Raw genomic sequence first — 24,750 nt, 5'->3', positions numbered from 1 at the left:
GTCGTTGCCGCGGGCATTGCGAAACCAGCGTATCGGTTCACCTAAGCGTACAAGATGATGACCAGGCTCGAAACCCTGAAAAACAATTTGCAGACCACCCTCGGCGCGGATATCGCGCTGACCGAGGCGTTGGGCGAGCTGACGCTCGAAGTGCCCGCGCAGCAGTGGTTCTCCGTCTGCAACAAGCTGCGCACCGAAGCCGGCCTGCGCTTTGAAACCTGTATCGACCTCTGTGGCGTCGACTACCTCACGTGGGGCAACGGCACGCGCCAGCTGCCCGAGGAAAGCAGCGCCAAGATCCACCGCGCGCGCTTCGCCGTCGTGATCCACCTGCTGTCGATCGAGAACAACTGGCGCCTGCGTGTCCGCACCTGGGCCACCGACGACGAGTTCCCGATCGTCGCGTCGCTGATGGAATGCTGGCCGACCGTGGGCTGGTTCGAACGCGAAGCCTTCGACCTGTACGGCATCGTCTTCGAAGGCCACCCGGACCTGCGCCGCATCCTGACCGACTACGGCTTCATCGGCCATCCGTTCCGCAAGGACTTCCCGCTGTCCGGCACCGTCGAAATGCGGTACGACCCCGAACAACGGCGCGTCATTTACCAGCCGGTCACGATCGATCCGCGCGAGATCACCCCGCGCGTGGTCCGCGAAGACTCCTACGGCTTGGGGCGTTAAATCATCATGGCAGAAATCAAGAACTACACGCTCAACTTCGGTCCTCAGCATCCGGCCGCGCACGGTGTGTTGCGCCTGGTGCTGGAACTGGACGGCGAAGTCATCCAGCGCGCCGACCCGCACATCGGCCTGCTGCACCGCGCCACCGAAAAGCTGGCCGAGCACAAGACCTACATCCAGGCGCTGCCCTACATGGACCGCCTGGACTACGTGTCCATGATGTGCAACGAGCACGCCTATGTCATGGCCATCGAAAAGCTGCTGGGCGTCGAAGCCCCGTTGCGCGCCCAGTACATCCGCGTCATGTTCGACGAGATCACGCGTCTCTTGAACCACCTGATGTCGCTGGGTTCGCACGCGCTGGACGTGGGCGCCATGGCGGTGTTCCTGTACGCCTTCCGTGAACGCGAAGACCTGATGGACTGCTACGAAGCGGTCTCGGGCGCGCGCATGCACGCGGCCTACTACCGTCCGGGCGGCGTCTACCGCGACCTGCCGGACACGATGCCGCAGTACGGCGACACCAGCAAATACCGCGGCGACAAAGAAATGCGCATCATGAACGACGCGCGTTCGGGCTCGCTGCTGGACTTCATCGAAGACTTCACCAACCGCTTCCCGGCCTGCGTCGACGAGTATGAAACGCTGCTGACCGACAACCGCATCTGGAAGCAGCGTCTGGTGGGCATCGGCGTGGTCGATCCCGACCGCGCCAAGGCGCTGGGCTTCACCGGCCCGATGCTGCGTGGCTCGGGCGTGGCCTGGGACTTGCGCAAGACGCAGCCCTACGAAGTCTATGACCTGCTTGATTTCGACATCCCCGTGGGTGTCAACGGCGACTGCTACGACCGCTACCTGGTCCGCATCGCCGAAATGCGTGAAAGCAATCGCATCATCCGCCAGTGCGTGGAATGGCTGCGCAACAACCCGGGTCCGGTCATGATCGAGAATCACAAGATCGCCCCGCCCAAGCGCACCGCCATGAAGACCAACATGGAAGAGCTGATTCACCATTTCAAGCTCTTCACCGAAGGTTTCCACGTGCCCCCGGGCGAGGCGTATGCCTCGGTGGAGCACCCCAAGGGCGAGTTCGGCATCTATCTGGTGTCGGATGGCGCCAACAAGCCTTACCGCCTGAAGATTCGGGCCCCCGGCTTTGTCCACCTGCAAGCGCTGGACGAAATGTCGCGCGGTCACATGATCGCCGACGCCGTCACCATCATTGGTACGCAGGACATCGTTTTCGGCGAGATCGATCGCTGATCCGCCCAGACAGTCACGAGCACGCCCGCATAACCCGGATTCAAACTATGCTGCTTTCCGAACAGGCCTACCAGAAAATCGACCGAGAACTCGCGAAGTTCCCGGGCGACCAGCGGCAGTCCGCCATCATGGCCTCGCTTGCCATCGCGCAAGAAGAGAAGGGCTGGTTGGCTACCGAAACCATTGAAGACGTCGCCAATTACATTGGCGTCCCACCCATCGCGGTGCAGGAAGTCGCCACGTTCTACAACATGTTCGACGTCAAGCCCGTCGGCAAGAACAAGATCGCCGTCTGCACGAACTTGCCCTGTGCCTTGCGCGATGGCGACCGTGCCGGCGAATACCTCAAGCGCAAGCTGGGTGTCGACTACCGTCAAACCACCGCCGACGGCCAGTTCACGCTGGTTGAAGGCGAATGCATGGGCGCTTGCGGCGATTCCCCCGTGCTGATCGTGAACAACAAGCATATGTGCGTGCGCATGACCGACGAGAAGCTGGACGCGCTGGTCGCGGCCCTCAAGGTGCAAGGAGAGTCGGCATGAACGCGCCCGACCTGTACAAGCAGTTCGCGCAAGGGCTGGATCCCAATCCGCTGAACGACGTGTCCAACTCGATGTGCCTGCACGGCCGGCACATCCAGCCGCAGATCATGGCGGATGTCGACGGCGAGAACTGGCGCCTGGCCGACTACGTCAAGCGCGGCGGCTACGAAGCCCTGAGGAAGATCCTCACCACCGGCCTGAAGCCGGAAGACGTGATCGCCGAAGTCAAGGCGTCGGGTCTGCGCGGCCGTGGCGGCGCGGGCTTCCCGACCGGCCTGAAGTGGAGCTTCATGCCGCGCGCCTTCCCGGGCCAGAAATACCTCGTCTGCAACTCGGACGAAGGCGAGCCGGGCACGTTCAAGGACCGCGACATCCTGCGCTTCAATCCGCACATCGTGATTGAAGGCATGGCGATCGCGGCCTACGCCATGGGCATCAGCGTCGGCTACAACTACATCCACGGCGAAATCTTCGAAGTCTACGAGCGCTTCGAAGAAGCGCTGGAAGAGGCGCGCGCCGCCGGCTTCCTGGGCGACAAGATCCTGGGTTCGGACTACAGCTTCCAGCTGCACGCATTCCACGGCTACGGCGCCTACATCTGCGGCGAAGAGACCGCGCTGCTGGAATCGCTGGAAGGCAAGAAGGGCCAACCGCGCTTCAAGCCGCCGTTCCCGGCCAGCTTCGGCCTGTACGGCAAGCCCACCACGATCAACAACACCGAAACGTTCGCGGCGGTGCCGTGGATCATCCGCAACAGCGGCCAGGCCTACCTGGAAGTCGGCAAGCCGAACAACGGCGGCACCAAGCTGTTCTCGATCACCGGCGACGTCGAACGCCCCGGCAACTACGAGATCCCGCTGGGCACCCCGTTCTCGACGCTGCTGGAACTGGCGGGCGGCATGCGCGGCGGCAAGAAACTGAAGGCCGTGATCCCTGGCGGATCCAGCGCTCCGGTGCTGCCGGCCGACATCATCATGGAATGCACGATGGACTATGACTCCATCGCCAAGGCCGGCTCGATGCTCGGTTCCGGCGCGGTGATCGTCATGGACGAAACGCGTTGCATGGTGAAGTCGCTCTTGCGCCTGTCGTACTTCTATTTCGAGGAAAGCTGCGGCCAATGCACGCCGTGCCGCGAAGGCACCGGCTGGCTCTACCGCATGGTGCACCGCATCGAAAACGGTCACGGCCGTCCGGAAGATCTGGACTTGCTGGACAACGTGGCAGGCAACATCATGGGCCGCACCATCTGCGCCCTGGGTGACGCCGCCGCCATGCCCGTCCGTGGCTTCCTCAAGCATTTTCGCGACGAATTCGCGCACCACATCGAGCATAAGTCTTGTGTGGTCCCGCAATATCTGTAGGTCTCAGGAACAGCAATGGTTGAACTAACCGTCGACGGCAATCAGGTCGAAGTGCCCGAAGGCAGCATGGTCATGCATGCCGCTCAGAAAGTCGGGCTTTACGTGCCGCATTTCTGCTACCACAAGAAACTGTCCATCGCGGCCAACTGCCGGATGTGCCTGGTTGAAGTGGAAAAAGCGCCCAAGGCGCTGCCCGCCTGCGCCACGCCCGTGACTAACGGCATGGTCGTCCACACCTGCTCTGAGAAGGCTCGCGCCGCTCAGAAATCGGTGATGGAATTCTTGCTCATCAATCACCCGCTCGACTGCCCGATCTGCGATCAGGGCGGCGAATGCCAGCTGCAGGATCTGGCGGTGGGCTACGGCGGCTCTTCCTCGCGTTACCAAGAGGAAAAGCGCGTCGTTTTCCACAAGGACCTGGGTCCGCTGGTTTCCGCAGAAGAAATGAGCCGCTGCATCCACTGCACCCGCTGCGTGCGCTTCGGCCAGGAAATCGCCGGCGTCATGGAGCTCGGCATGCTGGGCCGTGGCGAACACGCCGAGATCACGACCTTCGTGGGCCGCTCGATCGAGTCCGAATTGTCGGGCAACATGATCGACATCTGTCCGGTGGGCGCGCTGACCTCCAAGCCCTTCCGCTACAGCGCCCGCACCTGGGAACTGGCTCGCCGCCGTTCGGTCAGCCCGCACGACAGCCTGGGCGCCAATCTGGTGGTCCAGGTCAAGGGCGACCGCGTGATGCGTGTGGTCCCGTTCGAAGACGACGCCGTCAACGAATGCTGGATCAGCGACCGCGACCGCTTCTCGTACGAAGGCCTGAACAGCGACGACCGCCTGTCCGCCCCGATGATCAAGGGCACCGACGGCAAGTGGCAGGAAGCCTCCTGGGCCGACGCGCTGCAAGCCGTGGCCCAAGGCCTGTCGCGCGTTCGCGACAGCTTCGGCGCCGGCCAGATCGGCGCGCTGGCGTCGGAATACGCCACCACCGAAGAATATGCGCTGCTCGGCCGCCTGGTCCGCGCGCTGGGTTCCGAGAACATCGACTTCCGCCTGCGCCAGACCGATCCGGCGTTCGACGCCGCATTGACCGGCACGCCGTGGCTGGGCATGCCCATCGCTGAACTCGACAACCTGGACCGCGTCCTGGTCGTCGGCTCGTTCCTGCGCAAGGATCACCCGCTGATGGCGCAACGCCTGCGCCAAGCGGCCAAGCGCGGCACGCAGATCCTGATGATCGACAGCGCCGCTGACGATCCCCTGATGCCCGTCGCCGCCCGCATCACGGTTGCGCCGTCCGAGCTGCCGCGCGCGCTGGCCGAAGTGGCCGTCGCCCTGGCGCAAGCCAAGGATCAAGCCGTGCCGGCCGAATTCGTCTCGGTCACCCCGGGCGAAAACGCCAAGATCATCGCCGCCAGCCTGGCGTCCGGCGCCAACACCGCCGTGCTGATGGGCAACCTGGCGGTCGCCAGCGCCCAGGCGTCGACGCTGGCCGCCAACGGCCGCGCCGTGGCCGATCTGGCTGGCGGCAAGTTCGGCTTCCTGACCTCCGGCGGCAACACCGTCGGCGGCTACCTGGCTGGCGCCGTCCCGGGCAAGGGCGGCAAGACCGCCGCCGCGATGCTCGCGGAACCGCTGAAGGCCTACATCGTCCTGCACGCCGAACCGCTGCTGGATGCCGACAACGGCCAGCAAGCGATCGCCGCGCTGCGCGGCGCGCAATTCGCCGTGGCCTTGACGCCGTACCGCTCGGCCGCCGCCGAATGGGCCGACGTCATGCTGCCGGTGTCGCCGTTCACCGAAACCTCGGGCACGTTCGTCAACGCGCAAGGGCTGGCCCAGAGCTTCAAGGGCACGGTCACGCCGTTGGGCCAGACGCGTCCGGGCTGGAAGGTCCTGCGCGTGCTGGGCAATGTCCTGCACCTGGCCGGCTTTGACGACGAGACCTCCGAATCCGTGCGCGACGCCGCGCTGGCCGGCGGCATCGAAGGCCGCCTGTCCAACGACGTCAAGGCGCCGCTGGGCCTGGGCCAGGCCGCAAGCGGCCTGGAACGCGTGGCCGACGTGCCGATCTACCGCACCGACGCCATGGTCCGCCGTTCGGAACCGCTGCAAGCGTCCCCGGCCTCGAAGAAACCGGCTGCCGCCATGAACGGCCGCACGTTGACCAGCCTGGGCCTGACGGCCGGGGTCAAGGTCCGCGTCGCGGGCGCGCAAGGCGCCGTCGAACTCGAAACCGTGCAGGATGATGCCGTGGCCGACCGCGCCGTGCGCATTTCCGCAGCCTTTGACAACACCGCAGCCCTGGGTGGCGCATTCGGTCAACTCAGCGTGGAGCGTGCCTGATGGAATGGCTTAATGTTCTTGAGAGCCACGGGCAGGCATTGCTGGGCCCGACGGTCTGGATGGTCCTCTGGACCCTCATCAAGATTGTGATCATCGCCGTGCCGATCATTCTGTGCGTCGCGTACCTGACGTACTGGGAACGCAAGATGATTGGCGCCATGCACGTGCGCGTGGGTCCGAACCGCGTGGGCTTCAAGGGGTTGCTGCAACCGTTCGCCGACGTGTTCAAGCTGTTGACGAAGGAAGTCATCGTCCCCAGCGAGGCCAACAAGGTGCTGTTCGTCGTGGCCCCGGTGGTCACGTTGATGCCCGCGCTGGCCGCCTGGGCCGTGGTGCCCTTCGGTCCTGATGTCGTGCTGGCCAACGTCAACGCCGGCCTGCTGTACATCATGGCCATCACGTCGATCGGCGTGTACGGCGTGATCGTGGCGGGCTGGGCGTCGAACTCCAAGTACGCGTTCCTGGGCGCCTTGCGCGCCTCGGCGCAGATGCTGTCCTACGAACTGGCCATCGGCTTCGTGCTGGTGACGGTGCTGCTGGTGTCCGGCAGCCTGAACATGTCCGAAATCGTCAACGTCCAGAACCGCGGATGGTTTGCCGACAAGGGCCTGACGTTCCTGTCCTGGAACTGGCTGCCGCTGTTGCCGCTGTTCGTGATCTACATCGTGGCGATCGTGGCCGAAACCAACCGCCATCCGTTCGACGTGGTGGAAGGCGAATCGGAAATCGTGGCCGGCCACATGGTCGAGTACTCGGGTATGGCCTTCGCCCTGTTCTTCCTGGGTGAATACGCCAACATGATCCTGCTGTCCTGCATGGCGTCGATCATGTTCCTGGGCGGCTGGGCTTCCCCGATCGACATTGCGCCGCTGACCTGGATCCCGGGTTGGATCTGGCTGGGTCTGAAGACGTTCGTCGTGGTCTCGTTGTTCGTGTGGTTCCGCGCTTCGTTCCCGCGCTACCGCTATGACCAGATCATGCGTTTGGGTTGGAAAATCTTCATCCCGCTGACCGGCGTTTGGCTGGTCGTGGTGGCGATCTGGATGCAGACGCCCTGGAACATTTGGCGCTAAGCCGCCAGGCAGAGGCAGGATATGGAAGCGATCAAAGATTTCTTCGGCAGTCTGATGCTGACCGAATTGCTCAAGGGCATGCGCCTGACGGGCAAGTATTTTTTCAAGCGCAAGGTGACCTTGCGTTATCCGCAGGAAAAGACGCCTACGTCGGCGCGTTTCCGCGGCCTGCACGCATTGCGCCGCTACCCCAACGGGGAAGAGCGCTGCATCGCGTGCAAGCTGTGTGAAGCGGTTTGCCCGGCGTTGGCGATCACCATCGAATCGGAACAGCGTGATGACGGCTCGCGCCGCACCACGCGTTACGACATCGATCTGACCAAGTGCATTTTCTGCGGCTTCTGTGAGGAAAGCTGCCCCGTGGACTCGATCGTGGAAACCCATATCCACGAATACCACGGTGAAAAGCGCGGCGACCTGTATTTCACCAAAGACATGCTGCTCGCCGTGGGCGACCGCTACGAAGCCGACATCGCCCGCCGCCGGGCCGACGACGCTCCTTACCGTTGAAGCCCAGGGTCTGATCCATGACTTTTACCACTGTCCTTTTCTACATACTGGCCGCCGTGCTGGTGATCGCGGCGTTCCGCGTGATCACCGCGCGCAGTCCGGTCACCGCTGTTCTGCACCTGATCCTGGCGTTCTCCAACGCCGCCATGCTGTGGATGCTGCTGGGCGCCGAGTTCCTGGCGCTGCTGCTGGTGCTGGTGTACGTGGGCGCCGTGATGGTGCTCTTCCTCTTCGTCGTGATGATGCTGGACATCCGCATGGACACCATGCGCCAGGGCATGAAGACCTACCTGCCTTTGGGCCTGGTGATCGGTCTGGTGCTGGTGCTGGAAATGTCCTTCGTGCTGGGTTCCACCTGGTACGGCTCGGGCCCGCAAGCCCCGGTCGCCGGCGACTACAACAACGCCCGCGCGCTGGGCGAAGTCATGTACACGCAGTACGTCTACGCCATTGAAGTCGGCGCCGCGCTGCTGCTGGTCGGCATGGTCGCCGCGATCGCGCTGACCCTGCGCCGCCGCCGCGACGTGAAGTACAACGACCCGGTGGCCGCCGTGCGCGTTCGCGCGAAGGATCGTTTCCGCATGGTGGACATGCCCGCCCAGAGCGACCGTGCCCAGGCCAGGCGCGACGCCGCCAACGGTGTCGCCGCTGCGCCCCAAGGAGAAAAAGAATGACGCTGACGCTGGCCCACTATCTGATCCTGGGGGCGATCCTGTTCGCCATCGGGATCTTCGGCATCTTCCTGAACCGCCGCAACCTGATCATCCTGCTGATGTCCATCGAGCTCGTGCTCCTGGCCGTCAACATGAACTTCGTGGCGTTCTCCAGCTGGTTCGGCGATACCGCCGGCCAGGTGTTCGTGTTCTTCATCCTGACCGTGGCCGCCGCTGAAGCGGCGATCGGCCTGGCCATCCTGGTGCTGCTGTTCCGCAACCTGAACACGATCAACGTTGACGAACTCGATCGCCTGAAGGGCTGACGGGGTATTGGAAGAAAATGTCTAGCTCACCCAATCTCTACTTGCTCATCGCGCTGGCGCCGCTGGCCGGAGCAATCCTCGCGGGCCTTTTCGGCACCGGCTTCCTGGGCCGCCCGATAGGCCGCCGCGCGTCCCACGTCATCACGATCCTGGGCGTGCTCATCTCCGCCATCGGTTCGGTGGTGGTGCTGGCCGACGTGCTGAACGGCTTGCGCTTTGACGGCGCGGTCTACACCTGGAGCCTGATCGGCCAGACCAAGCTGGAAATCGGCTTCCTGATCGATCCGCTGTCGGCCATGATGATGGTCGTGGTGACCTCCGTGTCGCTGATGGTGCACATCTACACCATCGGCTACATGGCGGATGATCCCGGCTACCAGCGCTTCTTCTCGTACATCTCGCTGTTCACGTTCTCCATGCTGATGCTGGTGATGTCGAACAACATGGTGCAGCTGTTCTTCGGCTGGGAAGCGGTGGGTCTGGTGTCGTACCTGCTGATCGGCTTCTGGTACACCCGCCCGACGGCGATCTTCGCCAACATGAAGGCGTTCCTGATCAACCGCGTCGGCGACTTCGGCTTCGTGCTGGGCATCGGCCTGCTGTTCGCGTACGCCGGCACGATGCACTACGGCGACGTGTTCGCCCAAGCCGACAAGCTGGCCACGATGACCCTGCCGGGCTCTGACTGGATGCTGCTGACGGTGGCGTGTATCTGCCTGTTCATCGGCGCCATGGGTAAATCGGCCCAAGTGCCGCTGCACGCCTGGCTGCCCGACTCGATGGAAGGCCCGACCCCGATCTCCGCGCTGATCCACGCGGCCACCATGGTGACGGCCGGCATCTTCATGGTCGCGCGCTTCTCGCCGCTGTTCGAACTGTCGGACGTGGCGCTGTCGTTCATCATCGTGATCGGCGCCATCGGCGCGCTGTTCCTGGGCATCCTGGGCATCATCCAGACCGACATCAAGCGCGTCGTCGCGTACTCCACGCTGTCGCAGCTGGGCTACATGACCGTGGCCCTGGGCGCGTCGGCCTACTCGGTGGCGATCTTCCACCTGATGACCCACGCGTTCTTCAAGGCGCTCTTGTTCCTGGGCGCGGGCTCGGTCATCATCGGCATGCACCACGACCAGGACATCCGCAACATGGGCGGCCTGCGCAAGTACATGCCCATCACCTGGATCACCTTCCTGCTGGGCACGCTGGCGCTGGTCGGCACGCCGTTCTTCTCGGGTTTCTACTCGAAAGAGAACATCATCGAAGCCGCCGGCCACGCTAACGTCTGGGGCGCAAGCTTCGCGTACTACGCGGTGCTGATCGGCGTGTTCGTGACCTCGCTGTACTCGTTCCGCGTGTACTTCCTGGTCTTCCACGGCAAGGAACGCTTCGACACCAGCGACCACGGCCATGGCCATGACGACCATGCCCATGACGACCACGGCCACGACGATCACGGCCACGGCCATCATGGCGGCAAGCCGCATGAGTCGCCCTGGGTGGTCACGCTGCCGCTGATCCTGCTGGCGATCCCGTCGGTGCTGGTTGGCGCCTGGGCGGTTGACCCGATGCTGTTCGGCAAGTTCTTCAACGGCGTGATCACGGTGCTGCCGCAGCATCCGGCCATGCACGAGCTGAACGAAGAGTGGCACGGCTGGGTCGCCTATGGCCTGCATGCCTTCCAGACCCTGCCGTTCTGGCTGGTTGTGGCGGGTTTCGTCATCGCCTGGTACTGCTACCTGATCAACCCCAAGGTTCCGGCCGCGATCAAGTCCAGCCTGTCTGGCGTGAACAAGGTGCTTGAGAACAAGTACTACGTGGATTGGGTCAACGAGCAGATCATCGCCCGCGGCCTGCGCGCCCTGGGCCGTGGCCTGTGGCAGACCGGCGACCGCGGCATCATCGACGGCTTGCTCGTCAACGGTAGCGCCCGCGTGGTGGGCTGGGTGGCAGCGGTCAGCCGTCACCTGCAGTCCGGCTTCATCTATCACTACGCGTTCGCGATGATCATCGGCATCATGGCGCTGGTGACTTTCTTTGTGCTGATTCCCCAATGATGGCAAGCGAGATGGCATCCAACACTTTCCCCTGGCTCACGCTTGCGATCTTTGTCCCGATCGTATTCGGCCTGCTGGTGCTGGCGGTGGGCCGTGACGACCGTCCCGGTCTGACGCGTGGCCTGTCGCTGGCTGGCGCCTTGGCCGGTTTCGTCGTCACGATCCCGCTCTACACCGGTTTCGACTCCACCACGGCTGCCATGCAGTTCGTGGAGAAGGCCTCCTGGATCGAGGCCTTCAACGTCAACTACCACCTGGGCATCGACGGCATTTCGCTGTGGTTCGTCCTCCTGACCGCGTTCATCACCATCATCGTGGTGCTGGCGGGCTGGGAAGTCATCACCAGCCGCGTGGCGCAATACATGGCCGCCTTCCTGATCCTGTCGGGTCTGATGGTGGGCGTGTTCGCCGCGCTGGACGGCATGCTGTTCTACGTGTTCTTCGAAGCCACGCTGATCCCGATGTACATCATCATCGGCGCGTGGGGCGGCGATAACCGCATCTACGCGGCGTTCAAGTTCTTCCTGTACACGCTGATGGGTTCCCTGTTGACCCTGGTCGCGTTCATCTACCTGTGGCATGCCTCGGGTGGTTCGTTCGACATCCTGACCTGGCACCAGGTCAAGCTGGGCCAGACCGAGCAGATCCTGATCTTCGTGGCTCTTTTGGCGGCATTCGCGGTGAAGGTGCCGATGTGGCCCGTCCACACGTGGTTGCCGGACGTCCACGTTGAAGCGCCCACGGGCGGCTCCATCGTGCTGGCCGCGATCATGCTGAAGCTGGGCGCCTATGGTTTCCTGCGCTTCTCGCTGCCGATCACGCCGGATGCGTCGCACAGCCTGGCTGGCCTGATGATCACGCTGTCGCTGATCGCCGTGATCTACATCGGTCTCGTCGCGATCATCCAGGAAGACATGAAGAAGCTGGTGGCCTACTCGTCCGTGGCCCACATGGGCTTCGTGACCCTGGGTTTCTTCATCTTCAACACGGCCGGCGTCGAAGGCGCCATCGTGCAGATGATCTCCCACGGCTTCGTGTCGGGCGCCATGTTCATGTGTATCGGCGTGCTCTATGACCGCATGCACTCGCGCAACATCGCCGATTACGGCGGCGTGGTCAACGTGATGCCGCGTTTCGCCACGTTCTTCATCCTGTTCTCGATGGCCAACAGCGGCCTGCCGGCCACCAGCGGTTTCGTCGGCGAGTTCATGGTGATCATGGGCGCGGTCCAGCACAACTTCTGGATCGGCCTGTTGGCGGCTACCGCCCTGATCCTGGGTGCCGCGTATTCGCTGTGGATGGTCAAGCGCGTGGTCCTGGGCGACATCGCCAATGACCATGTGCGCGAACTGACCGATATCAACCGCCGCGAATTCGTGATTCTTGGCGTGATGGCGATCGCCGTGTTGTACATGGGGATCTATCCCAAGCCCTTCACCGACGTGATGCACGTGTCGGTCGAGGCCCTGCTGCAACACGTTGCCGTCTCGAAACTGTAAGACAAGACAATGATGCAATCCCAAATCGATTTCGCCCTGGCGACACCGGAAATCCTTCTGCTGGTTTTCGGCCTGGCTATCCTGCTCGTCGACGCGGTCAGCAATCACCCTGAGCGCAAGCCGACGTTCCTGCTGACCCTGCTGGCCTTGGGCGTGCTGACCGTCGTGTCGGCCGTTCAATGGAAAAACGGCGTCGCGGGCGCGACGTTCCACGGTCTGTACGTCACCGACGAACTGTCGCACCTGCTGAAGATCGCGTCCTATATCGCCGTGGGCGCCACCCTGGTCTACGGCCGCGTGTATGCGCAGGTCCGCGACATGCTCAAGGGCGGCGAACTCTACGTGCTGACGCTGTTCGCCCTGCTGGGCCAGATGGTCATGATCTCCTCCGGGAACCTGATCTCGATCTACCTGGGCCTGGAACTGATGTCGTTGGCGCTGTACGCGCTGATCGCGCTGCGCCGCGACGACGTCGTCGCCACCGAAGCCGCCATGAAGTACTTCGTGCTGGGCGCGCTGGCCTCGGGCTTCCTGCTGTACGGCATGTCGATGGTCTACGGCTCGACGGGCCACCTGGACCTGGCCGAGATCTCCAAGGTCATCGCCGCCGGCAAGGCCGAGAAGATGGCGCTGGTGTTCGGCATCGTGTTCCTGGTGTCGGGCCTGGCGTTCAAGCTGGGCGCGGTTCCGTTCCATATGTGGGTGCCGGACGTCTACCAGGGTTCGCCGACCGCGGTCACGCTGATCCTGGGCGGCGCGCCCAAGCTGGCGGCCTTCGCCATCACGCTGCGCCTGCTGGTGGACGGCCTGCATGGCCTGGCCGCCGACTGGCAGCCGATGCTGATGATCCTGGCCGTGCTGTCGCTGGCCATCGGCAACCTGACCGCCATCGCGCAGACCAACTTCAAGCGCATGCTGGCGTACTCGACCATCTCTCACATGGGCTTCGTGCTGCTGGGCCTGATGTCGGGTTCGGTCGCGGGCAAGCCGGAACTGTCGTCCGCCGCCTACGGCGCGTCGCTGTTCTACATGCTGACCTACGTGCTGACCACGCTGGCCAGCTTCGGCATCGTGCTGCTGCTGTCGCGCCAGGGTTTCGAGTGCGAGCACATCGACGACCTGAAGGGCCTGAACCGCCGCAGCCCGTGGCATGCCGCCATCGTGCTGCTGCTGATGTTCTCCTTGGCCGGCATTCCGCCGCTGGTGGGCTTCTACGCCAAGCTGGCCGTGCTGCAAGCGCTGATCAGCGCCGGCCACGTGACGCTGGCCGTGATCGCGGTGCTGTTCTCGCTGATCGGCGCGTTCTACTACCTGCGTGTCGTCAAGGTCGTGTATTTCGACGAACCGGCGGCGGACGCCGCCCCGATCGCCGCCACGTGCGGCCAGCGCGGCCTGCTGTCGGTCAACGGCGCCATGATGCTGGTGCTGGGCCTGCTTCCGGGCGGCCTGATGGCGCTGTGCGTTCAGGCGATCCGTTCGTCGCTGAGCCTGTAAGCGGATACCGGCCATGAACCAGACACTGGCGGTATGGCTGTTGATCGCGCTGGCGCTTGTCAGCGCGAACCTCCCGTTCCTGACGGAACGGGTGTTCGCCGTCCTGCCCTGGAAGCAGGACGGGGTGGCCGCGGTCAAGCCGTTCTGGCTGCGCCTGGTCGAAGTGCTGGTGTTCTACGCCATCGTCGGCGCGCTGGGTTTCGCGTTCGAGTCCACGCTGGGCAACCGCTTTGCCCAGACCTGGGAGTTCTATGCGATCACCCTGAGCCTGTACCTGGTATTGGCCTATCCAGGCTTCGTGTACCGCTACTTGTTCAAACGGCACCCGGTCCTACGCACCTGATGGTCCGCCAAGCCGCCAAACGCCCCGTCAGGGGCGTTTTTCTTTTGTGTCCGTGAAATGTGCCATGTCCCGGGTTGCGGCGCGTGACGGGCCGTCCAGGCCGTTACCCGGGCATCGATGAATTCCGTATCGGCGGTCCGGTGGCGGCGTGGCGGCGCTCGTCCGGCGGCGCCAACTTTCGCTATAAAGCGTTATTTATAACGAAAATTACCTTAACAAGTGTTGTTTTTTTAAGAATACGCAGCGCAGATAGCTTTCATTCAGGTTTCATTCAGCGGCCAGGCTCAGAATCGCAACCGGTAAAAAAACAAGAATCGTTGTCATTTATGTTCTGGAGAAAGCTGTGAAGTCCGAAGACACCTTTGCCGTTACCTCGCTGAGTGGATCGCTGGCGGCCGTGCTGGCGACCCCGGCGCTGTTCCTGGCACCCGCCGCGCATGCGCAGTCCTCAGGCCAGGGCGTGACGCAACTCGCGCCCGTCCAGGTGCAGGGCGATACGCTCTCGACCTATGACGTGAAGGATTCGGCTTCCAGGAAGTTCACCGCGCCGTTGCTGGATACGCCCAAGTCGGTGCAGGTCATTCCGCAGGAAGTGATCCAGAACCAGGCGGCCTCGACCCTGACGGAAGCGCTGCGCAACTCGCCCGGCATTACCTTCGGCGCCGGCGAGGGCGGCAACCCGCTGGGCGACCGCCCGATCATCCGCGGCTATGACGCCCAGGCCAGCACCTACGTGGACGGCATGCGCGATATCGGCGCGACCTCGCGCGAAGTGTTCAACCTGGAGCAGATCGAAGTCATCAAGGGCTCCGATAGCGTGTACGGTGGCCGTGGCGGCGCAGGCGGCAGCATCAACCTGATCAGCAAGACGGCCAAGGCGGAAGATTTCACCGCGGCCACCCTGGGCCTTGGCACGGACAACTACTACCGCGCCACCATCGACAGCAATTGGATGCTGGGCGACAAGACGGCCTTCCGCCTGAACGCCATGTATCACGATGCCGACGTGGCAGGCCGGGACCAGGTCAACAACAGCCGCTGGGGCGTCGCGCCCACGATTACGTTCGGCGTCAATACGCCGACCCGCATCACGCTGAGCTACTACCACATGCAGTCGGATGATCTGCCCGACAGCGGCATCCCCTATGCGTACCCCAGCACCAAGGTCAAGCGCGACGGCAGCTACATGGGCGTCACGCAAACGGGCCCGGCCAGCGTCAACCGCAATAATTTCTATGGCCTGGACAGCGATTACCGCAAGACCTCGTCCGACATGGGCACCATCGGCTTCGAGCACGACTTCTCGGACAAGCTGACGCTGCGCAACATGACGCGCTACACGTACTCCACGCAGGACTACGTCTGGACGCAACCGGACGACAGCCAGGGCAACGTCTTGAACGGCCGCGTGTGGCGCCGCGCGAACACCCGCGCCAGCCGTGTCGACAGCATGGCCAACCAGACGGAACTGGTCGGCAAGTTCGAAACTGGCACGTTGAAGCACAGCTTCAACGTCGGCATGGAGTTCTCGAAGGAAGAAGGCAAGAAGGACTCGATCGCCGTCAACCGCGGGTCGGGCACGCCGGGCGTGAACAATGCGTGCAACAACCTGGGGGCCGCGTCGCGCTACAACTGCACGAGCCTGTACGACCCGAATCCGCATGATCCGTGGGTCAACACGCTGGACGGCGACCGCGTGGGCGATCCCACCCGTTCGCGGACGATCACCAAGTCGATCTACGCCTTCGACACCGTCGAGTTCAACCCGCAGTGGCAGGCAAGCGCCGGCATCCGCATGGATGACTACTCGACCAAGTTCACCAACAACAAGGCGGCCAACAACGCCGTGGTGCGCCGCGACGATACGCTGTTCAACTACCAGCTGGGCCTGGTGTACAAGCCCGCGGACAATGGCGCGGTCTACGTGTCGTACGCGACGTCGTCCACGCCGTCCAACGCCGACTTGGGCGAAGGCGCCGGCAACGGCCTGGCCCCGGGACGCGGCGGCGTCGGCGCGAACGTGGCCGACCTGGCGCCCGAAAAGAACAAGACCTATGAAATCGGCACCAAGTGGGACGTGCTGGATCGTCGCGTAACGTTGACGGCGGCCCTGTTCCGGACCGAAACGACGAATGCGCGCGTGACCCTGCCGGACAACACCTACGCCATGGCGGGCAAGAAGGAAGTGAACGGGCTGGAACTGGGCTTCTCGGGCAGCATCACGCCCAAGTGGCAGGTCTTCGGCGGCTATACGTTCATGAAGAGCAAGCTGAAGGATGGCTCCGGCGCGGATGAAGGCAACGATTTCCCGAATACGCCCGAGAACAGCTTCAGCTTGTGGTCGACCTACGCTGTGACACCCGACTTCACCATGGGCGGAGGCGCCTATTACGTCGGCAAGCAGTACGGCAACACGACGAACACGACCTACATCCCATCGTACTGGCGCTTTGACGCCATGGCCGGCTACCGCTTCAACAAGAACTGGAATCTGCAGCTGAACGTCTTCAACCTGTTCGACAAGACGTATTACGACAAGGCCTATCCGGCGCACTACGCCAACATCGCTCCGGGCCGCTCGGCGATCCTCAGCGTGAACATGCGCTACTGAGCCGGCGCCGCAAAGCAAAAAGCCACCGCAAGGTGGCTTTTTTTTGGGGTGGCCTTTTTCGGCCGGCGGCGATGTCCGCGGCCGGTCAGCTTTCGAACCAGTTCAACACGCCGTCCAGGCCTGTCACGTTCAAGGCGAAGCGGGTCTGCTCGCGCACCAGCGGCTTGGCGTGGTAGGCGACCGGGAAGCCGGCTGCGCCCAGCATCAGCAGGTCGTTGGCGCCGTCGCCCATTGCGATGATCTGGTCTTTCGTGGCGCCATGCGCGCGGGCGAATTCCCGCAGGTAGACGGCCTTGGCCGAGGCGTCCAGGATGTCGCCGACCACTTGGCCGGTCAACAGGCCGTTGTCGATCTCCAGCGTGTTGGCGTGCGCGCTGTCGAGCTTCAGGCGTTCGCGCAGGCGGTCGGTGAAGAAGGTGAATCCGCCCGAGACCAGCAGCACCTTGATGCCGGCCGCCTGGACCGTGCTGATCAGGCGTTCCGCGCCCGGGTTCAGGCGCAGCTTTTCCACATAGACCTGTTCAAGCGCCTCGGCCGGCACGCCCTTGAGCAGCGCGACCCGGCGGCGCAGGCTTTCGGCGAAGTCCTTGATCTCGCCGCGCATGGCGGCTTCGGTGATCTCGGACACCTTGTCTTTCACGCCCACCACGCCCGCGATCTCGTCGATGCACTCGATATTGATCAGCGTGGAATCCATGTCCATCGCCAGCACCTTGCATTGCGACAGCTTCAGGCCGGCGGGCAGGAAGGCCACGTCCACGCCGTTGCGGTCGGCCCAGGCCACGACTTCGGCGCGGGTCAGGGTGTCGTGCTGCACGTCCAGCAGACGGGCGGCGGTGTTGCTGATGCGCGCCACGCCCTGGGCCTGGGCCAGGGCGGCCAGCTGTTCCGCGTGTTCGATGGTCAGGCCGGGAGATTGGACGACAAGGTGATGGGTAGTCATAAAGTTGCGAAGGTTGGCGGGGTTCACTTCAAGGCGCGCAGCACGACGCGCACGGCGTCGGCGCGGGCGGCGATCTGCGCGGCCTTGATCTCAATCCGCAATTTATCCTGTCCGGCCAGTTTGATGTTGCGTTGGCGTTGCACAAGTTCAATGATCCGGCCCGGATCGACCGTGGTCTTGGGGCCGAATTGCATCAGGGCCTGCGTTTCGCTGGCGTCGATCTTGACGATGCCCAGCGGTTGCGCGGCCAGGCGCAGGCGATGCGTGGTCAGCAGCGTCTGCGCGGCTTCGGGCAGTTTGCCGAAACGGTCGATCAGTTCTTCCTGGATGTGGATCAGGTCGTCTTCATCGGCGGCGTGGGCCAGGCGCTTGTAGATGCCCAGGCGTGCATGCACGTCGGCGCAGTAGTCCGAAGGCAGCAGCGCGGGCGCATGCAGGTTGACTTCGCAGGCCAGGTTGAAGGGCGCGTCCAGGTCGGGTTCTTCGCCCGCGCGCAGGGCGCGTACGGCCTCGTTGAGCATCTCGTTGTACATCGAGAAGCCCACTTCCTGGATGTTGCCCGATTGCGAGTCGCCCAGCACTTCGCCCGTGCCCCGGATTTCCAGGTCGTGCATGGCCAGGTAGAAGCCCGAGCCCAGCTCTTCCATGGCTTGAATCGCTTCCAGGCGCTTTTTGGCGTTGGCCGTGATGGCGTCTTCGCCAGGCGTCAGCAGGTAGGCGTAGGCCTGGTGGTGCGAACGCCCCACGCGGCCGCGCAACTGGTGCAGCTGCGCCAGCCCGAAGCGGTCGGCGCGGTGGATCACGATGGTGTTGGCGCTGGGCACGTCGATGCCGGTCTCGATGATGGTGGTGCACAGCAGCACGTTGTAGCGCTGCTGGTAGAAGCCCTTCATCACCTGTTCCAGTTCGCGCTCGGGCATCTGGCCGTGGGCGACCGCGATGCGGGCTTCCGGCACCAGCTCTTCCAGGCGGGCGCGGCGATTGTGGATGGTCTCGACTTCGTTGTGCAGGAAGTAGCACTGGCCGCCGCGCTTGAGTTCGCGCAGCAGCGCCTCGCGCAGCGTACTGCCGTCTTCGCGGCGCACGAAGGTCTTGATCGCCAGGCGCTTTTGCGGCGCGGTGGCGATGACGGAGAAGTCGCGGATGCCTTCCAGGGACATGCCGAGCGTGCGCGGGATGGGCGTGGCGGTCAGCGTCAGCACGTCGACTTCGGCGCGCAGCGCCTTCAGCGCTTCCTTCTGGCGCACGCCGAAGCGGTGCTCTTCGTCGATGATGACCAGTCCCAGGCGTTTGAACTTCACATCTTTGGACAGGATCTTGTGCGTGCCGATGACGATGTCGACGCGCCCGTCGTTGATGCCTTCGATGGCCGCCGCCACTTCCTTGGCCGAGCGGAAGCGCGACAGTTCCACGACGCGCACCGGCCAGTCGGCGAAACGGTCCGAGAAGGTCTGGGCGTGCTGTTCGGCCAGCAGGGTGGTGGGGCACAGCAGGGCGACCTGCTTGCCGTTGGCCACCGCCAGGAAGGCCGCGCGCAACGCCACTTCGGTCTTGCCGAAGCCCACGTCGCCGCAGACCAGCCGGTCCATGGGGCGGCCAGACGTCATGTCCGCCAGGACGGCTTCGATGGCGGCGGCCTGGTCGGGGGTCTCTTCGAAGCCGAAGCCTTCGGCGAAGGCCTGGTAGTCGTTCAGCGGCAGATTGAAGGCAAAGCCTTCGCGGGCGGCGCGCTGCGCGTACAGCGCCAGCAGCTCGGCCGCGGTGTCGCGCACCTGGCGGGCAGCCTTGCGGCGCGCCTTGTCCCATTGGCCGGAGCCCAATTGGTGCAGCGGCGCGGCTTCCGGATCGGCGCCGCTGTAGCGGGCGATCACGTGCAGCTGCGACACCGGCACGTACAAGGTGCTGCCGTTGGCGTATTCAAGATGGAGGAATTCCATCTCGCCTTCGCCCATGTCCATGTTGACGAGGCCGTGGTAGCGGCCGATGCCGTGCTGCGCATGGACGACGGGGTCGCCGGCGCGCAGTTCGGACAGGTCGCGCACCATGGCTTCGACGTTGCTGGCGCGTTCCTGGGAGCGCTTGCCGCGCCGGCCGGTCGAGGCCAGGCCGGGGTACAGGTCGTTTTCGGTCAGGAAGGCCAGGTTGGCCTGCGGCAGCTGGAAGCCGATGGCCAGCGGGGCGGCCACGACCCCGAAGTTCGCGTCGGACGCCAGGAAGGCTTCGATGGTGTCCGGCTGCGCGTCGGGCGTGACGCCGAACTCGTTCAGCATCTGCACCAGGGTTTCGCGGCGGCCGGCGGAGTCCGCGCACAGCAGCACGCGGGTGTGGCGCGTCTGCACCAGCGCGCGCAGCTTGGCGATCGGGTCGTCGGAACGGCGCGCCACGCTGACGTCGGGCACGGCGAGGAAGTCGGGGTGCGGCTCGCCGGCGGCCAGCGACAGGCGGCGGAACTCCTTCAGCCGGGTATAGAGCGTTTCGCTGTCCAGGAACAGCGCGGACGGCGGCAGCACCGGGCGCTCGCGGTCGCTCTTCAAGAAGCCATAGCGGCTGGACGTGTCGTGATTGAAGCGCTGGATCGCGTCGTCGATGTCGCCGACCGTGACGGTGACCGTCCCGGCCGTCAGGTAATCGAAGAGCGTCGCCGTTTCCTCGAAGAAGAGCGGCAGGTAGTATTCGACGCCGGCAAACGGGATGCCGTTGCCGATGTCCTTGTAGGGCAGGGCGCGCGATGGGTCGCCTTCGAAGATCTCGCGGAAGCGCGCGCGGAAACGGGTCCGCGAATCTTCGTCCATCGGGAATTCGCGGCCCGGCAGCAACTGGACTTCGCGCACCGGGTACAAGCTGCGCTGCGTGTCCACGTCGAAGCTGCGGATGGTCTCGATCTCGTCGTCGAACAGGTCCAGCCGGTAGGGCACGGCGGACCCCATGGGGAACAGGTCGATCAGCCCGCCGCGCAGGCAGAACTCGCCCGGCGCGGTCACCTGGGTGACGTGGTTGTAGTTGGCCAGGGTCAGTTGCGCGCGCAGGGCGGCTTCGTTCAGCTTGTCTTTCTGCTTGAACGAGAACGTGTAGGCGGCCAGGAACGAAGGCGGCGCCAGCCGGTACAGCGCGGTGGTGATCGGCACCGTCAGCACGTCCACCGTCTTCATCATCAGCGAGTGCAGCGTGTGCAGGCGCTGGGAGATCAGGTCCTGGTGTGGTGAAAACGCGTCATAGGGCAGCGTTTCCCAATCGGGCAGCTGGCGCACGCGCAGGTCCGGGGCGAACAGCTGGATCTCTTCCGCCAGCCGCTGGGCCTCCAGCGGCTCGGCCGTCAGGATGACCAGCGGCGCGGACGCTTGCCGTGCCAGGTCCGCCAGCAGCCAGGCGTCTCCCGAGCCCGGCGGGCGGGGCTGCGCATAGCGCGCGCCGGGTTTCAGCGCGGACAGGGTAGGGGCAGTCGCCGGGACGGGCGGCGCGGCGGTGGCGGAGGAATTGGGGGTGGGCATCAGGGTAGAAGCAGGCATCAAGCGGAAGATTATAAAATCACCGCACCATGTCTGACTCAATCATTGCGATCGTTCCCGCCGCGGGTGTCGGCGCCCGCGCCAGCCAGCCTGGCGCGCAGCCCGTGCCCAAACAATATCGTCCATTGGCCGGACAGCCCATGCTGCGCCACGCGGTGCGCGCCCTGCTGGCCGACGACCGGGTGTCCCAGGTGCGCGTTGCCGTGACGCCGGGCGACGGCTGGGTGGACGCGGCGCTGGCCGGCCTGCCCCGGACGGTATGGCGGGCCTGCGGCGGCGCGACCCGGGCCGACACCGTCGCCGGTGCGCTGGCCGACAGCGGGGTGGCCGACGATGCCTGGGTGCTGGTCCATGACGCGGCTCGTCCCGGCCTGCCGGAAGCCGCGCTGCGCCGCCTGATCGACGCCTGCCTGGCCGACCCGGTGGGCGGCCTGCTGGCCTTGCCCGTGGCCGATACGGTAAAGGGCGGGCACGAGCGGGTGGAGCGCACGCTGGACCGCAATGGCTTGTGGCTGGCGCAGACGCCGCAGATGTTTCGGGCCGGCGTGCTGCGCGATGCGCTGACGGCGGCCTGCGTGAATGGCGTGACCGTCACCGACGAGGCTTCGGCCCTTGAGGCGGCCGGGTATGCGCCGCTATTGGTCCCGGGCGCCTTGCGCAATTTCAAGGTGACGTGGCCGGATGATTTCGAACTGATGGAAAAATGGCTATGAGCATTCCTTTTCGCGTCGGGCAGGGCTTTGACGTGCACGCGCTGGTCGCAGGCCGCCCGCTGATCATCGGCGGGGTCACGATCCCGCACACGCACGGGCTGCTGGGGCATTCCGATGCGGACGTGCTGCTGCACGCGATCACCGACGCGCTGCTGGGCGCGGCCGGCCTGGGCGACATCGGACGGCACTTTCCGGATACCGATCCGGCTTTCAAGGGCGCGGACAGCCGCGTGTTGCTGCGCGAGGCGATGGCGCGGGTGCGCGGCGCGGGCTGGATTCCGGTCAACATCGACGCCACCCTGCATGCGCAGGCGCCCAAGATCGGCCCGCATGCGCCGGCCATGGTGACGAACATCGCCGCTGACCTCGGGCTGGCAGAGACCGAGATCAACATCAAGGCCAAGACGAACGAAGGCTTGGGTTATCTGGGCCGCAAGGAAGGCATCGCGGCTACCGTCGTGGCCCTGCTGGCCCGCGCGCAAACCTGACAATGTTCCGAAGTAAATGCAATGAAATTCCATTGCATTTACTTTGCTATACATCTTTAACAAATAAATAAGCAGGTCAAATTGATCTGGAATATTCTGCGCTACCTCAATCTGCCTACATAGAGAAATCCAGATGCGTTTACGTGGCGTCGCCCTGTTTTCGGTCCTCGTTGCGGTGGGTTCACCTGCGCACGCAGCGTTTGAACAACAGCTGGGACCCCTGGCAGGCGTCGTCGGCAAGCAAATGCTCCAAGGCTGGACCGCCGCCGTGCAGGATGGCTGGTTCACGTTGCGCAACGCGGCGACCCCCGGCAGTGAACAAACGCTTTACCTTCCGGTCGGACCGGCTCCTGAGCAGGGGCGCGTGACCGATGTGAATGTGGTCGTCAATTCGCAGAATCCGAAGGCGTCCATTGGCGTGGCGCTGAGCAATCCCGCGAAGAAGGGCTTGTGCCTGATCGAGATCACCGCTGACAAGAACACCATCCTGTTCTGTCTTGAAGGCCAGAAACGTCGCGATATCGCCACGGTTCCCAACCTTGCCAAGCTGGATGGCTCGGACCGCATCAAGGTGGTCGAGTTGCCGGGCGCAGCCCGGTTCATCGTGAACGGCAAGATCATCGGCGACGTGACGGATTCTTCCGCCGTGGGCGGCGATATCGGCATCATGGCGTACGACGTGGGCACGTTCGGCATAGCGGACTTTTCGATCAATACCGACCTGGCGCCCCGGCAGGGGGCGCCTGCGCAACCAGGCGGCGGCTTGCCCCCGCGCACTGGCGCTGGCGCGCCGGCTCCGCAACCTGCCGGCTTGCCTCCGCGTGGGGGTGGCGCCGGTGGCGGCGCCAGCGCGCCGCAGAGTACGCAGCCGCCCGTTGCGGCCCCGGCTCCCAACAGTTCGGGCGGCTCCGGCTTGGCCGGCGCCGGCCCGTATCCGCGTTTTGGCGGCGACACCATGCGTATCGTGTCGGTGTACGTCGGCATCATGCGCAGTATTTTCATGCATGAGTTCGGCCATGCGTTGATCGGCGAACTGGAATTGCCCTCCACGGGCGCCGAAGAAGACGCGGTGGATATCTACGCCGCCTTGCAGATTGTCGAGCCGACGATGTATCCGTCGCCCGACGAGGACTCGAACACCATGGCGCGCGACGCCGCGACTTACGCCGCCTTGCAGTGGTACTACAGCGGCAAGCTGGCGGAAAAGCGCGGGGCGTCCGAAACGTCGGCCTGGCAGGACGAGCACACGGGCGACCTCAAGCGCTTTCGCAACATGCTGTGCATCATGTATGGCGGCAATCCGGCCGTGTTCGAATCGGTCGCCAAACACGTGGGCCTGGAAGACCGGACCAAGGCGCGTTGCGCCGACGAATTCAACAAGCAGAACCGCGCCTGGCGCAGGATCCTGGCGCCGCACACCCGCGTGGGCACCTGGTCGCCCGACGGCCAGCAGCCCGCCAACGCGCCCGGTGCGCCGGTCAACGTGGTGTTCGAGCCGTCCAAGCGCAAGATCGGCAACCTGTTCGCCACGGCCCTGTCGGACTCGATTTCGGCCAACATCAAGCTGCTTGGGCAGACCTATGTGCTGCCCCGGCCGGTGAACGTGGTGTTCAAAGACTGCGACACGCTCAACGCCTGGTACAGCCCGCGCGAAGGCTCGATCACCATGTGCTATGAGCTGATCGAGAACATTGCGGTGATGATCTCCGACATCGAAATGGGCACGGTGGGCGGGGAAGCCGTGGCCGCAGGCGGCGGCAAGGCTCCCTCCCAACAACCGCAGCAGCAGCCGCAGCAGCAGCCCCGGCAGGCGCCGCCGGGGCAGGGCATGCCGCCCAGCGCCATCGACGAACTCAAGGATATGGGCGTGCCTGCCACGTTCCTGCTGTTCCCCTCACCGTATAAGGGTCCGACGCCGAACCAGATCAATCGCGCCAAGCTGATCACGACCGGCGACCTGGTCGGCATGATCAAGAACGACAACAATCTGCTCATCGTCGACACCAGCGGGCTGCGCGACACGCTGCCCATCGCCTATCCTCTGGCCGATGCGGGCTCGGATGGCAGCGTCACGGACCAGTTGCAAGGCGCCCTGGATGCCTGGTTGCTGAAAAAGGCGAACAACAATCGCCGCGCGGCGGTCGTGTTCGTGGGCGCCAGCATGAACGACCGTTCGTCGTACAACGCGGCGTTGCGCGCCGGGTCGCTCGGCTGGTCCGCCTTTTGGTACCGCGGCGGCGTCGAAGCCTGGGTCGCCAACGGCTTGCCCACCACGGCGGACATGGCGAAGAAATAAGGCCCGTGCCGGTTCGCACGAAAAAACCCGCCTGTGCGAGCAGGCGGG

Annotated in this window: 19 protein-coding genes; 17 read left to right on the top strand and 2 right to left on the bottom strand. The window is 64.3% G+C overall.

What is annotated here, in order from left to right; translation table 11 throughout:
- Positions 1-54 precede the first annotated feature (54 nt).
- The 14 genes from A9973_RS18560 (at position 55) to A9973_RS18495 (ending at position 16,756) form a co-directional block, all read left to right on the top strand.
- Positions 55-681, top strand: a complete 627-nt coding sequence (locus A9973_RS18560) for an NADH-quinone oxidoreductase subunit C (protein ID WP_183015179.1) — start codon at positions 55-57, stop codon at positions 679-681.
- Positions 682-687: 6 nt separating this feature from the next.
- A complete protein-coding gene (locus A9973_RS18555; protein ID WP_183015178.1) occupies positions 688-1,944 on the top strand; it encodes an NADH-quinone oxidoreductase subunit D in 1,257 nt (418 codons plus the stop codon).
- Between the two features lie 47 nt (positions 1,945-1,991).
- Positions 1,992-2,486 (top strand): NADH-quinone oxidoreductase subunit NuoE, encoded by a 495-nt coding sequence (nuoE, locus tag A9973_RS18550; RefSeq protein ID WP_100857383.1) that lies wholly within the window; start codon positions 1,992-1,994, stop codon positions 2,484-2,486.
- On the top strand, positions 2,483-3,850 hold the full coding sequence (gene nuoF / locus A9973_RS18545) for an NADH-quinone oxidoreductase subunit NuoF (protein ID WP_169271265.1): 1,368 nt from the start codon (positions 2,483-2,485) through the stop codon (positions 3,848-3,850). Before nuoE ends, nuoF begins: the two co-directional genes overlap by 4 nt.
- Before the next feature lie 15 nt (positions 3,851-3,865).
- Positions 3,866-6,193, top strand: a complete 2,328-nt coding sequence (gene nuoG, locus A9973_RS18540) for an NADH-quinone oxidoreductase subunit NuoG (protein WP_183015177.1) — start codon at positions 3,866-3,868, stop codon at positions 6,191-6,193.
- Complete coding sequence (gene nuoH, locus A9973_RS18535) at positions 6,193-7,266, top strand: NADH-quinone oxidoreductase subunit NuoH (RefSeq protein WP_183015176.1); 1,074 nt, start codon at positions 6,193-6,195, stop codon at positions 7,264-7,266. Before nuoG ends, nuoH begins: the two co-directional genes overlap by 1 nt.
- A 21-nt stretch (positions 7,267-7,287) precedes the next feature.
- Positions 7,288-7,776: an NADH-quinone oxidoreductase subunit NuoI gene (nuoI, locus tag A9973_RS18530; RefSeq protein ID WP_006223758.1), complete on the top strand. Its 489-nt coding sequence runs from the start codon at positions 7,288-7,290 to the stop codon at positions 7,774-7,776.
- Positions 7,777-7,793: 17 nt separating this feature from the next.
- Positions 7,794-8,450 carry an NADH-quinone oxidoreductase subunit J gene (locus tag A9973_RS18525; RefSeq protein WP_183015175.1) on the top strand — a complete coding sequence of 219 codons (657 nt, stop codon included), beginning with the start codon at positions 7,794-7,796 and terminating at the stop codon, positions 8,448-8,450.
- Entirely contained in the window at positions 8,447-8,755 is a 309-nt protein-coding gene (nuoK, locus tag A9973_RS18520) for an NADH-quinone oxidoreductase subunit NuoK (protein WP_006217969.1), read from the top strand. Before A9973_RS18525 ends, nuoK begins: the two co-directional genes overlap by 4 nt.
- A gap of 17 nt (positions 8,756-8,772) precedes the next feature.
- Positions 8,773-10,809, top strand: a complete 2,037-nt coding sequence (gene nuoL, locus A9973_RS18515) for an NADH-quinone oxidoreductase subunit L (protein ID WP_183015174.1) — start codon at positions 8,773-8,775, stop codon at positions 10,807-10,809.
- Positions 10,806-12,308 (top strand): NADH-quinone oxidoreductase subunit M, encoded by a 1,503-nt coding sequence (locus A9973_RS18510; protein ID WP_183015173.1) that lies wholly within the window; start codon positions 10,806-10,808, stop codon positions 12,306-12,308. The genes nuoL and A9973_RS18510 overlap by 4 nt, the downstream gene beginning before the upstream one ends.
- A 9-nt stretch (positions 12,309-12,317) precedes the next feature.
- Positions 12,318-13,802, top strand: coding sequence for an NADH-quinone oxidoreductase subunit NuoN (gene nuoN, locus A9973_RS18505; protein ID WP_183015172.1), 1,485 nt, complete (start codon positions 12,318-12,320; stop codon positions 13,800-13,802).
- Between the two features lie 13 nt (positions 13,803-13,815).
- Positions 13,816-14,145, top strand: coding sequence for a DUF2818 family protein (locus tag A9973_RS18500; RefSeq protein ID WP_183015171.1), 330 nt, complete (start codon positions 13,816-13,818; stop codon positions 14,143-14,145).
- A 343-nt stretch (positions 14,146-14,488) separates the two neighbouring features.
- Positions 14,489-16,756, top strand: a complete 2,268-nt coding sequence (locus tag A9973_RS18495) for a TonB-dependent siderophore receptor (protein ID WP_183015170.1) — start codon at positions 14,489-14,491, stop codon at positions 16,754-16,756.
- An 85-nt stretch (positions 16,757-16,841) separates the two neighbouring features.
- On the opposite strand, the gene serB is transcribed toward A9973_RS18495, so the two are convergent.
- Both serB and mfd read right to left on the bottom strand, forming a co-directional pair.
- Positions 16,842-17,699 carry a phosphoserine phosphatase SerB gene (serB, locus tag A9973_RS18490; RefSeq protein ID WP_183015169.1) on the bottom strand — a complete coding sequence of 286 codons (858 nt, stop codon included), beginning with the start codon at positions 17,697-17,699 and terminating at the stop codon, positions 16,842-16,844.
- A 23-nt stretch (positions 17,700-17,722) separates the two neighbouring features.
- The gene (gene mfd, locus A9973_RS18485) at positions 17,723-21,205 is read right to left on the bottom strand and encodes a transcription-repair coupling factor (RefSeq protein ID WP_183015168.1); all 3,483 of its coding nucleotides are present in this window, start codon (positions 21,203-21,205) and stop codon (positions 17,723-17,725) included.
- Between the two features lie 29 nt (positions 21,206-21,234).
- Between mfd and ispD the strand changes: the two genes are divergently transcribed.
- From ispD to A9973_RS18470, 3 genes are all read left to right on the top strand, one after another.
- Entirely contained in the window at positions 21,235-21,918 is a 684-nt protein-coding gene (ispD, locus tag A9973_RS18480; protein ID WP_183015167.1) for a 2-C-methyl-D-erythritol 4-phosphate cytidylyltransferase, read from the top strand.
- Entirely contained in the window at positions 21,915-22,406 is a 492-nt protein-coding gene (gene ispF, locus A9973_RS18475; RefSeq protein WP_183015166.1) for a 2-C-methyl-D-erythritol 2,4-cyclodiphosphate synthase, read from the top strand. Before ispD ends, ispF begins: the two co-directional genes overlap by 4 nt.
- Before the next feature lie 244 nt (positions 22,407-22,650).
- Complete coding sequence (locus A9973_RS18470) at positions 22,651-24,702, top strand: DUF4344 domain-containing metallopeptidase (protein ID WP_183015165.1); 2,052 nt, start codon at positions 22,651-22,653, stop codon at positions 24,700-24,702.
- The last annotated feature ends 48 nt before the right edge of the window (positions 24,703-24,750 follow it).

It is taken from the genome of Achromobacter sp. UMC46, from assembly GCF_014170335.1.
Taxonomy (GTDB): Bacteria; Pseudomonadota; Gammaproteobacteria; order Burkholderiales; family Burkholderiaceae_B; genus Achromobacter.
This window is presented reverse-complemented; position numbering and strand designations above follow the sequence as displayed.